This is a genomic window from Microbulbifer mixtoriginis (SeqCode) (genome assembly GCF_052467945.1).
This window is the reverse complement of record NZ_CP174328.1, coordinates 2,373,177-2,387,556: the sequence shown is the minus strand read 5'-3', so window position 1 is coordinate 2,387,556 and position 14,380 is coordinate 2,373,177. Positions and strand designations below refer to the sequence as shown.

Below are 14,380 nucleotides of genomic sequence, written 5' to 3'. Positions count from 1 at the left end.
TCTCTAATGGGGTTTGAAGTTTCACTTCAGACCATTCGACACCAGTGGTGGTATCTGAAGCTCAATTTCCTTTGCAATGGCGAGAAGTGTTAAGTCGGCGCCGGGCACTCCATCCAGTTCCAGACCAACCGGTAAGCCATTATTGCCTCGCCCAATAGGAATGCTTATTCCGGGAGCACCGGTGACTGCTGCTGTGGCATTGTTGTGTATGAGTGTGTCCAGAGTTGGAAGTATTTTTCCGTTTAGTTCAAGTTGGTTTGATGAAGTACTAATAGATTGAGCTTCGATCGGTGCTGTAGGGAATACAATCGCATCTAGTTGGTGCTGCTGGATGATTTTTAGGTAGTTGTCGCGTACTCCAGGCATCTTCTTTAAAGCGGTTTGATAGTCGGCATTTGATGGTGCCTTGGGGCCCAGTACTGACTCCTGATAGACAGCCTTTACATCATTACTTTTGATCATTGCAACCAACTCAGCCAGTTGGGTATTAGGCTGGTAGCTCGCCAGAAATTGGGTCATAGCGGTTTTCATTTGATGAAATCCGATAGGAAACCCAACATCAAGGACTGCGCTCACTAACGAGGATAAATCGATTTCTATTAGGGTGGTTCCCGCGGAGCTAAGGGAATGTAACGCAGCTTTAAAAGCTTGGTATACACCTGGTGAGAGATTATTAAATAGCGGGTGGGCAAGCCCAAGGCGCAGCTGATTAAGTGGCTTTGCCTGGGGTAGGGCAGACCCGGTTAATATCTCAAACAGATAAGCGGTATCCTCTACGTTGGCGGCCATGGGGCCAGAGGTATCAAACGCTGGTACAGAGGGCACTATTCCCTCGGTACTCAGGCAGCCAGTGGATGGTCGAAAGCCCACAATTCCCGTGAGGGCTGCTGGTAGCCTGATTGAACCGGCGGTATCTGTGCCCAGGCCTGCAGATACGATCCCGGCGGCAATGGCTACTGCTGTTCCCCCGGATGAACCACCTGGAAAGCAGGATTTATCCCAAGGATTCCTGACGGCACCATAGGCGGCGTTATTCGAGGTTACGCCGAAGGCGAGTTCGTGCAAATTGGTTTTGCCAATGACGATAGCTCCGGCCTTCTCTAGACTCTCAATTATTGGTGCAGAAGTCTTGGCCTGGAAGTTCATACCAGGTGTGCCCGCAGTCGTTTGAAAACCTCTCACATTGATATTGTCTTTGACAACGATGGGGATGCCAGCAAGAGGCCAGTTATTGCTGCTTTCTTTCAGCTCGTTATCAATGCGCTGTGCTTTCTGTAATGCGCCATGCCTATCCAGGCAGATAAAAGCATCTAGATCTGAGTGGGCCACCGCATTATCGCAGGCCTCTTCAATTAAGGATGTCGCTGTGATCTTTCTTTTGCGGACCATTTCAGAGAGCTGGCGTAGAGACGTTGTCATGATTTGGTTTGTATGAAAAATTGAATCAATCTTAGTACATGCCAGTCATAATCCTGCAAAATTAAGGTTATGAATTATGATAGGCAGCGTGTTTGGTTGCCATACATGATTAACCGTTAGAAAAAACATCAGATCATTATAAGTATAGAATACATCAATCACGCTACGTCAGTTGTGTTTGATATAAGGTGTTAATCGTAACTAATATTAATCAGGATTAGTAAAACTAATTATGACTGTGCCATTGGAATATGAGAAAGCATCTGAAAAATTTTTTCAATATTTAGTTGATGCTCGAGATATAGCTGGGCTTTGGAGTACGCATGTTACCTATACAATGACACAGGGCGTTTTTCATGTGTTCCGCCGTCGAATTTCTACATCCGATGCTATTGCGTTTTCCAATGTCTTACCCGTTTGCCTGAGATCTTTGTTTGTGGCCGACTGGGATTTTAACGAAGAAAAGAAAGACTTTGATAGTGTTGAGGAAATGACCAGGGAGGTGCGGTTATTACGAGGAGAGCACAATTTTTCAACAGTTACAGCAATTAAAGATGTTGCTAAAGCTTTACGGAAACATGTGGATGAAGAGGTATTTGATGAGTTGCTTTTAAAGCTTCCGGATGGGGCCTTTGAATTTTGGCGGCCCTAAGCGGGTAGATGCTCATAAGGAGGGTGGGAAAGTCTATACACATTGAGTCCGCTTTACGGTTTGGTGAGTTCTATGGATTTTTATTGCATTCAGAGGATATGACTATTGGATAAGGCGATGCAATTGCCAGAAGGACACAAAATAGTAGAGTAAATTTTACGAGGAAGAAATCGCTAAAGTAGAGGGTGGCCACAAAGTAAAAAGTATAGAAATCCTGAAACAGGGAGAATGGTGGATTGGAAACAGTTGAGGAGTCTATGGAGGTTGATCCGTATTGTTATTGCTTCTTGAGCTTACCACCGCCCATAACTGAAAGCCTGCCTAAGAGGGTGGTATTTGTATATATTTTATACATGCAGTGAGCTGATTGCCGCCATCAGAATAAGAATCAGGCAAAATTCACAAGGACGTCAGGCGCTATATAGCCAAGTTGATTACAGTGATTGCCAGTTACCCCCTGATCAAATAAGGATAAGTCATGAGGCATCGTTCTACTTCAGTCATTTTACTTTCCCTGCTAACTCTAAGTGGTACCAGCTATAGCAAGGATACCCCTGTAGTACTTGAGGGCCCTTACCTTGGACAGAAGCCACCTGGGCTGACTCCACAACTGTTCGCCCCTAAGCCTTCGAAAGAGTATCGTGACTGGGGCGGTTACTTCACGCCCGATATGAAAGAGTACTACGTTACAAGAAGATATCACCAAAGTGGCAAATCCTCGAAAGTTGTATTCAAGCTTGAGAACAATCGATGGCATGAGTCTAAAGTGGCCTGGGGCGGTTCCATCTCACCGGATGGTCAAACGATGTATGCTAGAAATCAATATAGAGAGCGTACCGCTAATGGTTGGTCAGAGCTTAAAAGTCTTGGCTCACAATTTGAAGACATTCGTATTATGCGCCTTACTGCTTCTGCGAAAGGAACCTTTGTATTTGATGAGGTAGGTCAAAACGGCGATGGTATTCTTCGCTATTCACGACTGTTAGATGGTAAGCGTGAAACGCCAAAGCCTTTTGGCCAACAGATAAACACGGGCAAGTGGACTGCTCACCCCTTTATTGCCCCTGATGAGTCTTACATCATCTGGGATAGTGAAAGAGAGGGCGGGTATGGTGATAGCGACATGTATATCAGCTTTCGCCAGCAGGATGGCTCATGGGGTGAAGCTATTAACTTTGGTGATAAAATCAATACAGAGGGGGAAGATGGTGGTGGGTATGTAACACCAGATGGAAAATATCTTTTCTACTGTCGTCGTTGTACCCCCCCGAATTTTGAAATAATGTGGGTAGATGCGCAGTATATAGAGACTCTAAGGCCCAAATAAATTCTATAGTATTAAATCTAGAGTGACGCTCAAAGATAATAAATCTTCTGCGAGAGCTATCTATTTCTAGAGGTAAAGTATCCGGCCATTTAACTACGCAAGTCGAATGAAGATTGATTTTAATTTGGCTGCAAACTTAATTGACTTTCTTAGTACGGACAAGGCTAAATAATTACCATTCGACAATGGTCTTGAATTCTCTGGTTATGAAAGGATTGCAGAAGATTTAGAGGTCGATATATATTTTGCCCACCTATATTCATCCTGGGGAGGATTAACGAAAACACTAACGGCCTCATTCGACAGTATTTCCCAAAGGATGCCGACTTAAATAAAATAACAGACGAGTAGGTTCAATTTGTAATGGATCGTCTGAATAGTAAACCTAGAGAGAGCCGGAGTGACAGGTCACCGAATGAGTTATTTAAGGAACAGCAAGATGATCTACTACAGCATAAGGAATTGCAGTTATTAATTGAAATCAAGAAGTATTACTACAGGTAAAACCAAAACTTTGTTCCAGAATGGGCTGCAATTGCTCATCAGGAATATAACCCCTGAGCCAGCGCAGCGGCTTACCATTGGGTGCTATTAGAAAACTGAAGGGGGTGCCGGGAGTTTCACCCAGCACTTGCTGGAGTTTTCGATTCGCCTGGAACATGGGAAATTCCGGGCGCAATTTTCGATACTCAGCCAATAGTGCTTTGCGCGATCCGTTAATACCCAGGGCAAGTGGCTGGAACTGTTGTGAACACTTGTGTGTAAGCCGGTTGAGTGCTCGAACCTGACGAAAGCACCAGGAGCAGTCGGGTTCTACCAGTACCATCAGGCTTGGCTTGTCTTTGAAGTGCTGCAAGTTGATACGCTCAGGCCCGGCAAGGCTGCGCAATTCAAAATCGAATAGGGAAGTGGGAACTTCAGCCGCGCCAGTTGGCGCGAACAGAAGTGTGAGGAGTAAGAGCCAGGCTCGCATTACAGGTTCCAGTCGAAGCCCAGGTAGAATTCACGGCCGCGCAGGGGACCATAGATATAGGCTACGTCATAGGCACCACTGGCATCCCAGAACAGAGGGGTTTCCCCTTCCTCGACCTGGGTGTAATCCGTGAGATTGTTGCCGCCCAGGTACAGACTGAGGTTTTCACTCACATCAAAGGTCAATTTCATATCCAGTGTCCAATAGGCGTCTGCGTTTGTGCTCTTTAACGAGACGTCGCCCAATTGGTTAAAGCCCTCATAGCCAAATTCATCCAGGTCGCGGGCGCCTACCCAGGTGGCGCTAGCGTATAGCATCCAGTAATCGGCTTTGTAATCCAGATTGAATAGTGCACGTTGCTCCACAGGGGCAATGGCAAAGGACTCCCGGAAAACATCGCCGTAATCGTAGGTCTCCAGAGTGCTGCCAATAGATAGATTGTCGTTCAGCGCATAACTGAGAGTAATGTCGGCAGCGCCTACAGAGGCACTTTCCTGCATTTGGCTAAGCAGCGGTACCCCGTCCTCGGTTTCACTTAATGCCGCGAGGTTATCTACTTCGGTAAATGCCAATGACAGGGTACTGTTAAGGCGCTCCCCTTCGAAGCTCAGCGCATAAGTTGCAGATTGAGACTTCTCCAGACTTTCAATGTCGATGGCAAAGCCATCTCCGGCATCCAGGATGCCGTGATCCGTTTCGAAAAAGGATAGGGGGGCTCGGTAGCCTCGCCCCATCGCTACGCGGGAGGTCCATTGATCGTCGTGCAGGTAGCGCAAGTCTATACGCGGGGCCACCACAGTTTCATCGATCTCGGTACCGGGTTTTTGCTCGGCGACGAAATCGGCTTTGGCATTATCCAGGCGTATGGCTAGTGCCACCTCAAGTTCTGGTGAGACTGTCCAGGTATCCTGCAGGTAAAGGCCGGTAGTTTGGTAATCGAAACTATCTTCAATGTAGTTGTCGCTTTCCTCTCCTGCAGCAGAGTCGGAGCGCATGGATTCATCGCGAAGGTCGACACCAAACGTCAGCATATGCTGGTCGTTCAGGATCAGGTTGTTGCGCAGGTCGAAGTAATTGAGCGTGTCGGTAGCGCTGTAGTCGAACCCCTCGTAAAAGGAGTCCTGCTTATGCTCAGACCAGGCAACTGTCAGCAAAGTGTTATAGGACTCGTTAAATTCGTGTAGCCAGCTGCCGGAAATTTCACTGCGGGTGGTGGCTATCCATTCGGTGGTTTCCCAGGGTTTACCGATATATTGCTGTCGCACATCGTCGTCGACAAATAAGTGGTCAGACTCCACACCATCGTATCCGTGCAAGACTGAGCCAATGCTGTCTCCCTGGGGTCCACCAAAAATATTGGAGTCGGTGTAGGCCGTGCGAAGGATCAGGTTGCCCCTTTCGCCCAGGTCTTGCGAGAGACGCACCACGTAACTGGTATTTTCCTGTAAGGGCGCTTCGCTGATGCCGTTATCATCGTTGTCCATCTGGTGATGTTTGTCATCCTGGATGACTAGCGATGTGCGGGTATGTTCATCATCGCTCAGATACCCTGCCATCAAGCCAAGAAAATAACTGTCGTTGTCCTCCATGGAGGCATTTATATTGACGCCAGTTTCTTCTATCTCCTTGGAAATCACATTGATGGTTCCGCCGATTGCTTCGGGTGCCAGCAGTGATGCGCCTGCACCGCGGGCCACTTCGATACGTGAGATGCCGGTGGTGGCCAGTGCATCTACCGCGTAGTAGCCAGCCATCATCGTGTGTAAGGGAACGCCGTCGGTGAGGATGGTGGAATGCTCCCCGCGCATACCATTCAGCATTACCCGCTTAACCCCGCACATAGAACACTCATTGGAAACCCTTACACCGGGGGATTTCTCAATGGCATCCGTCAGGTTTACCGCTTGTTGGGACTTGATCAGGCTTTCGTCTACGACTTCAGTCTTCTGTATGGCGTCTAAGAGGGCGCCGCGCTCATATAATCGCTGGCGGACACCTATCACTAGGGTCTCCTCCATTACAGCGTTTTGTCCGAAAGACGCGTCATTGGCAAAAGAGGCAGGGATTGCTGAGGAGAGGGCGATGGCAATCAAGCTTTTGCGAAACATGGGTGATTCCCCAGAAGTGAATTCATCTCACATGGTAATGATTCGCATTTGCGGTACAAGTGAGCAAAGGTGGTAGTTTTTTGCGACTTGAGGATTGGAGGGGGAGGGGCTATGACTAGTGCCGTTCAGGTAGCTCGTTGTTCAATAATTGAAAAATGGTCGAAATATCAGATAAAGCCATCAGTATGAATTACGATCTGCTGACTGGGTTGGCTGCTCAATTATTGAAAGCAAGAAGTAGATAATGATATTGCCATGTAAATCAAGAATTTTATTTTAATAAATACTCCCCACCTTATTAAGGGGGGAGTGAATACAATTGCTCTAATTATTCATCACAAGGAATAATTTGGATATTTAAAAGCAACTGTGCTCCAACATCGGCAGAACGCAGAGAAAATAGGCTGTCGGCACCGATTACTGTTGCAACGGTATCTGCTCTCGCAATAAGGGCCTCCCCATCGCACCCGGAATAGTAGGCAAATGGTGGGCGATCATTGAGGACAAAGTTCTCAAAGCCAGAGCTATTCCAGTTATTGTCATGGCTCGGGCCTTGACTGCCAGAAAAAAAGTATTCTCTATGGAAATTGATAAGGGATCCATCGGCAGAAAATACTGTACCCCGCCAGTCAATATCTAATATGCCTACTGAAAACCCAGGTTCTACACTTAAAGGTATTGCCAAGTTACAATCAGAGCTAGCAATTGGATTTGAAGAATTTGTTACGGCGCTATATTTACTGAAAAGTATCGCGATATTTTTATTATCATCTGTTGCCGTAGCCGTTACTGACCCTACAGGGCAGCCTGTACCATTAACGGCGACTTCTCCAATCTCAATTTGTTGACCATCAATTAGTAAAGTTTTTGCCAAAGTGGGGATAGAAAAGATTGAACAAAGTGTGAGTGCTAGAATTCTATTAAGCATTGATACTCTCCATTCCTTGAAAAGTGTGAGCGGTTAATCTTTGTAAGTTCTATGTGTTAATTCCCAATTAATCGTTCTGTTGCTGGCGTCTCCCAATGAATTAGTTGGCTCATACTGCAAAATTCATATTTGCAATGTCAATTGGTTGCAGGCGTAATCATTGGTGGTGGTTTAGCTTTGAATATGTTTGTGAGCTGGGTCACGATTGAGTTCAATGATAATTTATTAATACGGTAGGGTTAGTGATGTTGTTATCTGAGGTTGTGCGTGGTTAATTATAGGGGGCGAAAAATATGTGTGAGTGAGTGCGTTGTAATATCTACATGGGTGGTGTTTCTATAGGGTGTTCATTAATGTTATTTGATTTATGATTTATGATTTATGATTTATGATTTATGATTTATGATTTATGATTTATGATTTATGATTTATGATTTATGATTTATGATTTATGATTTATGATTTATGATTTATGATTTATGATTTATGATTTAATGGCCCATTATGGATTGTAGAATTGTTGTGAGGGAGTTGATTTATAGCGTGGGCCTTTTGGCAGTGATGTTTTTTTGGGTTTTAATAATGATGAGATAAAATACTCGATACTGGATAGTTTATAAGTAATAATTAAAATAATTAAATGCAGCGCTGAATCATTTAGCTTCGGCCTGAAGTATCATTCAGATGCCGCTTTCGCAATGAAAATTCAGTAGTAAGTTGCTGATGTTATGGATGTAAGATCCCCCCTTTGATTAAAGGGGGAGTTAAGTAACCAAATTATTTCAGAATTAAATATGGTAGTTCTAAGAAAGAACTCTGCAAAGACTGCTACTCCTCTGAATCTGGTGATTTAAGGTTTTCTTTCTTTGAAGCTTCAGCCAGAATTTTTCTTCCTCTATTCGCGATCTTCTCGGCTTCGTTGCTTGGATCACGGTTCCATCGCTTAGGGATCTTATCCCAGTCACTATATATGGTAAAAGGGTTATGAGTTGCCCCCTTAGGAGGCATTCCTGTATACCCGCGGTGTTTAATCTGATAAAGATAGTTGTTCGATAGTCGCTTATCACGAGCCTCTTCAGCTAGTTGAGGATAAAGGTCAACTTTTGTCATACCCTCACTGCCATCTAGAGAACATATGATGTTCCCATCATAATCGCAGGCCATTGAGCGACCAAAATAAGAGTAGGAACTATCTTCTCCAGTATGATTGACCGCTACTACATAAGCTTGGTTTTCATAAGCCCGCACTTGATTTGTAATCCCCCAAATATGATCCCATGGGTACATATATTTAGCAGGTCTTAGAATTACATTTGCACCCTTCCAAGCTGCTTCACGTGCCACTTCTGGGTAGTCAAAATCTGAGCAAATCGCAATGGCCAGTTTCGACCCTTTTGGACCATTACAAACTGACATTTCAGGCCCGGGACTCCAGGGCTCCATAGGACACCATGGAACCATTTTGCGATAGGAAAGAGCGACCTCACCATCACCATTGATCAGGACCATTGCGTTATATGGTTTCATATGTGGCTCAGGTGCAAGCTCGACAATTGATACACACAGCCAAACACCATATTGCTTAGCTATTTTCCCAAAAGCTTCTGTTTCAGGTCCCGGTATGGTTGTAGCAAGTTTTAAATGCTCAGCATATGGATGGAAGCCAAATCCGTAAGTGCTGTATTCAGGAAAAATGATTAAATCCACGCCCGGGAAACATAAAGATGCACGATCAACATATGCTTCAATTCTCTTTATGTTTTGTTTGATGCCTTCTGAATCAGAGGCTGGGTAAGGCGAAAATTGGACAAGCACTACACTCATCGCATCTGGAATAGGGTTGATAGCCGGCACTTTATTTCTCCTTGAGAAAATTTGGCGGTCTCTTGGAAGAGAAAATCTCTATTGTTACTTGAAGAAAATTATAATTTGATGATTTTTTAGTTTATTTTAATTGTCTGTTAGTTTGAGTAAAAGGACGTCCGAATTTATTTGTAAGCGAATAAATGCCAGTGACAAATCAGTTTGTTTGATCACTAATCTGTTCTTGTTAGTATAGGGTTGTTATTATGTGCGCTCGGTGTTAATGATTGTTTGTCCGGTAGAGGGTAAGATTAAACTTTGTGATAGTGACAGAGGTTATGATAGTTTCCAGAGCTATGATCTTGTATGAAGAAAAAAGTGTTATTCATATTGATATGTGATGGATAAAAGGCCGCGCTATTATTATTGGTTAGCCGCTGTATATGTTAGTTAATGAGAAAGCTAAATCCTACATAAAGCGGTCAGCTCCGCCTGATGCCTCAATACTATCCCCAGTGATAAAATTATTACGCGCAGAACAAAGGAAGGCCGCCAGAGTAGCAATGTCTTCTGGTTCCCCTGGATGTTTTACAGGCGTACATTCGTTCGATACTCGAACAAGAATTTCATCATCTGTAAGTGTTGCATACTCTGGCGTATTACTGCGGATAAATGGGATCATGTTATTTTTCCAGTTATCCGTTTTAATTGCGCCTACTCCAATCGAGTTAACTAGTATATTGTACGGTGCAACCTCTAATGCAAGAGATTTTGATAGATTATTGATTGCTGCACTTAGGACATGAGATATGAGTAGCTTTGGGTTTGGGTAGGTGCCGCCAATAGATGACATGTTAACTATTCTTCCCCAGCTTTTTTGCTGCATATAAGGGATGGCAGCTTTGCACATTCTCCGCATAGAAGTGAGTTTTACTGCAGTCATTTGTTCCCAGTCTTCCTCAGTTGAGGACATAAGTCCACCAGCATGGGCGCGCCCAGCATTGTTGACTAGAATCTCTGGTGCTCCAAAGGTGTTTAGGGTTTTATCGATTATCTGTTGTGCAGCATGATCTCGAGTTATGTCTATTGAGATAGAAGTGACCTCAGACTTTGAGTTTTTATGTAGCTTATTCTCTGCTTTTTGTAGATGTGCTTCGTTTCGTGCAACCAGAACTACCTTTGCACCATTGGCAAGAAGCTCTTTGGCAATGGCATAGCCAATTCCTGAGCTGGAGCCAGTTACAATAGCTACTCTATTCGTAATTCCAAGATTCAACATTGAACTCCGCTAACAGTGTAAATGTTGTGATGTTAGGTTTTTAACTTACAGTTAGTACCTAACTGCTGGCAGTTTCTTAATTAGCTGAGAACCTTTCATTTTAAAGATGGCAGTGTAGGTGATTTGGGTGTCAAGTCTTAAGGTAAAACTTCAAGATTTTAAATCAGCTTAATTATAGGTCTAAAAGTTGTTGTTCTTCCTATTTTAGGGAGTGCAAATATTAATGTGTGTGTCAATAGCAGGCTGGAGTTTAAGCTTAGGCTGTCTGAGGAGGCGTGAGATGTAGGTCATCTTTATGAGGTGGGAGTTGCTCAAGTACCCAAGAGTTATTGAGCATAGAGTAAGAGCTCAGTCGGATTGGTAAATATTTTTTAGCACAACCACGCTTATAGGTCTGGATAATAGATCTTCTATATTCTTTCGGTAGTTAATGTAGTGAGCTGAAGATTTGTGTTCACTGAGCGCGGTTTCATCTATATATTTCTCTATGAGACTATAGATTATTTTGTGATCTTTCTGGTCGATCTGTTCGCAAAGTTCATACAATAAATTACCAGGCTCCGCTCTGGATGGTGAAACCATCTCTGTGAGCAAATTTTTGACAGCTTGTTCCTTGTCGGGTTTTGGGTAAAAGGAAGCAAAGACTAAAACAGGTGTTTTCATTGGGAGTCTCAAGATGAATCAACTCAAGGTGGTTGTTATTGAGTAGTTGTAATTATTTTGAAATCTTTGCCGCCTAAGCTTGAACTTAAATTTAGACGGCGATGGCTGCTGTGCAAGTTATTTAGCTGAACTTGAAAGCTAAATCCATTCAAGTGAAAGCCAATTGGTAAATCTCCAGATTTTGTTGGAGGGACTGGATCTACACTGTTATATTGGGATTTCTAATAGCTATTTCAATACTCCAATCTGTTTCAAGAAACCATATTTGTCCCAGGTCACCCAGGTTTCTAGTATTTTTCCATCCTTGATTTTAACAAACTCTACGGCATCCCAGGTGATGGTTTTATTTGTTGGAATTTCTCCCATAAATGATCCTGTGTGATTGGCGCTAACTTTTACATGAGTTGCGACAAGATCTCCCTCGGCGACCTGCATTGAATCAATCAGTTTTACATTTTTGAAGGCCGTATGAAATTTGGCGACTTCGGCTTTGAATTCCTTTAAATTACGTTTTTGTGAGCCGATACTCAAATTTGTGGCCGAGTCTAGATTGTTGATATAGTTAGGTGCCAAAATTGAATCAGGATTGACCTTTGACCCACTGTGCCATAGGTCGGCTGCCTGCATGGCAGTTTTTTTATTTTCTTCAAGGTTATTTGATTGGGCAATCGCATTGCAGGCAATAACTAACAGCAAGAAAGTTACAGTTAATGCCAAAGAGTAAGGGTGCTTGGACATCTAAATTCTCCCAATGTTAAGTTTTTTACCTGATAGGCTGGTTAGGTGTGAAAATGATAGGGCCTAAATAGCTTTAGAGTATGGAGGCAAACTTGGGGATTTGTAGCGTGAGCAGGTAATTTGGCAACTTTCACTTCATTGTAGGGTAGTTAGGTTATAAAAATTTCACGAATACAAACAAGAAAAATTGTGCGAGTGCCAAAAGGAGGATGGAATAATCTGAATAGATATTGATGCGACTAAAACAAAATGATTTAATTTTTTCAATTATGAAAAATAACTTTGAAATGTAGAGCTATTAATGGCCAATGACTCGATGAAATATTTGCCCTTTTAATGCTCGGCACCGTATTTTCTTTAGAAAGGGTGTACTTCCATACTAAATTACTTCAGCAGCCTCTCGATACTTTCAATAATTTTCTCAGCTGTAAACTCGAAGTACTGCATGACTTCCTGGCCGGGTGCAGATTTGCCAAAGTTATCCATTCCGATGATTTCACCGTCAAAGCCTACGAACTTGTGCCAATAGTCTTTATGACTAGCCTCTTCCACCACCCGGACGCGGAGAGTACTGGGGAGAACTGATTCACGGTACGGTTCTTCCTGTTCCAAAAAGGTTTCTATGCAAGGCATGGACACAACCCGAATTCTCTTGCTAGTGAGCTTTCTTTTAGCAGCTATGGCCTGCTCGACTTCAGAGCCGGTCGCAATAATGATTGCCTCAGGAGCGCCTTCGCAGTCGGACAGTACATAACCACCTTTTTCAATTTGTGCTATCTGCGTGGTATTTCGTTCCTGCGGAGCTAAATCCTGACGACTGAATACTAGTGCAGTGGGCCCCTCTTTGCGTGTAATAGCCATCTTCCAGCTTACCGCTGATTCCGTAGTATCACAGGGGCGCCAAGTGTGTAGATTCGGTGTAGAACGCAAGGCGCTGAGTTGCTCCACCGGCTGATGAGTTGGGCCGTTTTCACCTATTCCGATGGAGTCATGGGTATAGACGAATATAACTTGTTGCTTCATTAATGCCGCCATACGCACGGCATTTCGAGCATACTCCATAAAAACCAAAAAGGTAGCACCATAAGGTATAAAACCTCCGTGCAGGGCAATGCCGTTCATTATGGCGCTCATACCAAATTCACGAACTCCGTAGTGTATATAGTTGCCTGAAGCATCTTTCTTGTTCAATCTTTTAGAACCGGACCATAGGCTAAAACAAGGGCCGGCTAAATCGGCTGAACCACCTAGGAGTTCGGGCAACAGAGGCCCGTAAACATTCAGTGTATTCTGGCTCGCTTTACGAGAGGGGATTCTTAGTGCATCTTTTTGACATTGCTTAATGTAGCTATCGGCTTTTACCAGGAAATCTGGTGGAAGTTTTCCACTCTCACGACGCACAAACTCGAATGCCATCTCAGGATACTCCTCACGGTATTTAGCGAAGAGACTCTTCCACTCCTTCTCGAATGCTTTACCTTTAGACCTTTGATCCCAATATGCATAGATATCTTCAGGGATCTTAAAAGGAGGGTAGTCCCAACCAATCGTTTTGCGAACGAGAGCTATTTCCTCCTCCCCGAGTGGTTGACCATGGCATTCCTTTCGGCCTTGCTTATTCGGGGAGCCGAAGCCGATCACGGTTTTACAGCAAATAATGGTGGGTTTATCAGAACATGCATGGGCTTTTTCAATTGCTGCTTTAATCGCAATTGCGTCATGGCCGTCAACATTAGGGATGACGTGCCAATGGTAGGACTCGAAACGCCTGGGTGTATCGTCAGTAAACCAACCTTCAATCTGCCCATCGTCAGAAATGCCGTTGTCGTCATAGAATGCGATCAACTTGCCCAGGCCTAAAGTACCAGCCAGAGAACATACTTCATGGGATATACCTTCCATCAGGCATCCATCCCCCATAAATACATAGGTGTGGTGATTGATCAACTGATAGCCAGGGCGGTTAAATTGAGCCGCCAGTACTTTCTCCGCCAGGGCCATACCTACGGCATTAGCAACCCCCTGGCCTAGGGGGCCTGTGGTGGCCTCAACACCAGGTGTGCAACCATATTCCGGGTGGCCCGGGGTCTTGGAGTGCAATTGGCAGAAATTCATCAGTTCTTCGATTGATAAGTCGTAGCCGCAAAGGTGCAACAGGGCATACAACAGGATGGAACCGTGCCCATTAGAGAGGACAAAGCGGTCACGGTTAGGCCAATTCGGGTTAGCTGGGTTGTGCCTTAGGTAATCGTTCCATAAGACCTCCGCAACGTCTGCCATCCCCATAGGTGTACCAGGGTGCCCGCTATTGGCTTTTTGGACTGCATCCATGGATAAAGCACGAATCGCATTGGCCATGCTTCTTCTATAAGGAGAGGAGACCATGTAAATGTACTCTGGTGCTTTGAAAGCTGAAGCATCACCTTTGCAAAAGGAGATCCCCAACTTAATAAGTGACAAACTAGTAATATAATAATTTTGCAGTTTAAT

General features: G+C 44.2%; 11 protein-coding genes and 1 pseudogene. 3 read left to right on the top strand and 9 right to left on the bottom strand.

The window, feature by feature from the left end:
- Positions 1 to 21 precede the first annotated feature (21 nt).
- Positions 22 to 1,419: an amidase family protein gene (locus ACJJIJ_RS10510; RefSeq protein WP_444939530.1), complete on the bottom strand. Its 1,398-nt coding sequence runs from the start codon at positions 1,417 to 1,419 to the stop codon at positions 22 to 24.
- Between the two features lie 232 nt (positions 1,420 to 1,651).
- On the opposite strand from ACJJIJ_RS10510, the gene ACJJIJ_RS10505 reads away from it, so the two are divergent.
- The 3 genes and pseudogenes from ACJJIJ_RS10505 to ACJJIJ_RS10495 all read left to right on the top strand — a co-directional run.
- Entirely contained in the window at positions 1,652 to 2,071 is a 420-nt protein-coding gene (locus tag ACJJIJ_RS10505; protein WP_444939529.1) for a DUF2267 domain-containing protein, read from the top strand.
- Positions 2,072 to 2,549: 478 nt separating this feature from the next.
- Entirely contained in the window at positions 2,550 to 3,398 is an 849-nt protein-coding gene (locus tag ACJJIJ_RS10500) for a TolB-like translocation protein (protein ID WP_444939528.1), read from the top strand.
- A gap of 172 nt (positions 3,399 to 3,570) precedes the next feature.
- Positions 3,571 to 3,902: pseudogene (locus tag ACJJIJ_RS10495) on the top strand (IS30 family transposase); the annotation flags it as partial.
- Here ACJJIJ_RS10495 and ACJJIJ_RS10490 read toward each other — a convergent pair.
- The 8 genes from ACJJIJ_RS10490 to tkt form a co-directional block, all read right to left on the bottom strand.
- Complete coding sequence (locus tag ACJJIJ_RS10490) at positions 3,880 to 4,371, bottom strand: TlpA family protein disulfide reductase (protein ID WP_444939527.1); 492 nt, start codon at positions 4,369 to 4,371, stop codon at positions 3,880 to 3,882. The pseudogene ACJJIJ_RS10495 and the gene ACJJIJ_RS10490 overlap by 23 nt on opposite strands.
- On the bottom strand, positions 4,371 to 6,479 hold the full coding sequence (locus ACJJIJ_RS10485; protein WP_444939526.1) for a TonB-dependent receptor plug domain-containing protein: 2,109 nt from the start codon (positions 6,477 to 6,479) through the stop codon (positions 4,371 to 4,373). Before ACJJIJ_RS10485 ends, ACJJIJ_RS10490 begins: the two co-directional genes overlap by 1 nt.
- Before the next feature lie 328 nt (positions 6,480 to 6,807).
- Positions 6,808 to 7,407 carry a DUF4360 domain-containing protein gene (locus tag ACJJIJ_RS10480; protein ID WP_252082183.1) on the bottom strand — a complete coding sequence of 200 codons (600 nt, stop codon included), beginning with the start codon at positions 7,405 to 7,407 and terminating at the stop codon, positions 6,808 to 6,810.
- Positions 7,408 to 8,235: 828 nt separating this feature from the next.
- Complete coding sequence (locus ACJJIJ_RS10475) at positions 8,236 to 9,261, bottom strand: nitrilase-related carbon-nitrogen hydrolase (RefSeq protein ID WP_444939525.1); 1,026 nt, start codon at positions 9,259 to 9,261, stop codon at positions 8,236 to 8,238.
- 418 nt (positions 9,262 to 9,679) lie between these two features.
- Positions 9,680 to 10,489 (bottom strand): SDR family NAD(P)-dependent oxidoreductase, encoded by an 810-nt coding sequence (locus ACJJIJ_RS10470; RefSeq protein WP_444939524.1) that lies wholly within the window; start codon positions 10,487 to 10,489, stop codon positions 9,680 to 9,682.
- Positions 10,490 to 10,837: 348 nt separating this feature from the next.
- Positions 10,838 to 11,152, bottom strand: coding sequence for a putative quinol monooxygenase (locus ACJJIJ_RS10465; RefSeq protein WP_444900405.1), 315 nt, complete (start codon positions 11,150 to 11,152; stop codon positions 10,838 to 10,840).
- Between the two features lie 228 nt (positions 11,153 to 11,380).
- Positions 11,381 to 11,890, bottom strand: coding sequence for an ester cyclase (locus tag ACJJIJ_RS10460; protein WP_444939523.1), 510 nt, complete (start codon positions 11,888 to 11,890; stop codon positions 11,381 to 11,383).
- 384 nt (positions 11,891 to 12,274) lie between these two features.
- Complete coding sequence (gene tkt, locus ACJJIJ_RS10455) at positions 12,275 to 14,275, bottom strand: transketolase (protein WP_444939522.1); 2,001 nt, start codon at positions 14,273 to 14,275, stop codon at positions 12,275 to 12,277.
- Between the last annotated feature and the right edge of the window lie 105 nt (positions 14,276 to 14,380).

Bases quoted from the DNA above. Each gene is read 5' to 3' on its own strand.
- ACJJIJ_RS10465 (WP_444900405.1), bottom strand. From the start codon at position 11,152: ATGAAAACACCTGTTTTAGTCTTTGCTTCCTTTTACCCAAAACCCGAC.
- ACJJIJ_RS10505 (WP_444939529.1), top strand. From the start codon at position 1,652: ATGACTGTGCCATTGGAATATGAGAAAGCATCTGAAAAATTTTTTCAA.
- tkt (WP_444939522.1), bottom strand. From the start codon at position 14,275: ATGGTCTCCTCTCCTTATAGAAGAAGCATGGCCAATGCGATTCGTGCT.
- ACJJIJ_RS10510 (WP_444939530.1), bottom strand. From the start codon at position 1,419: ATGACAACGTCTCTACGCCAGCTCTCTGAAATGGTCCGCAAAAGAAAG.
- ACJJIJ_RS10485 (WP_444939526.1), bottom strand. From the start codon at position 6,479: ATGTTTCGCAAAAGCTTGATTGCCATCGCCCTCTCCTCAGCAATCCCT.
- ACJJIJ_RS10480 (WP_252082183.1), bottom strand. From the start codon at position 7,407: ATGCTTAATAGAATTCTAGCACTCACACTTTGTTCAATCTTTTCTATC.
- ACJJIJ_RS10460 (WP_444939523.1), bottom strand. From the start codon at position 11,890: ATGTCCAAGCACCCTTACTCTTTGGCATTAACTGTAACTTTCTTGCTG.
- ACJJIJ_RS10490 (WP_444939527.1), bottom strand. From the start codon at position 4,371: ATGCGAGCCTGGCTCTTACTCCTCACACTTCTGTTCGCGCCAACTGGC.
- ACJJIJ_RS10500 (WP_444939528.1), top strand. From the start codon at position 2,550: ATGAGGCATCGTTCTACTTCAGTCATTTTACTTTCCCTGCTAACTCTA.
- ACJJIJ_RS10470 (WP_444939524.1), bottom strand. From the start codon at position 10,489: ATGTTGAATCTTGGAATTACGAATAGAGTAGCTATTGTAACTGGCTCC.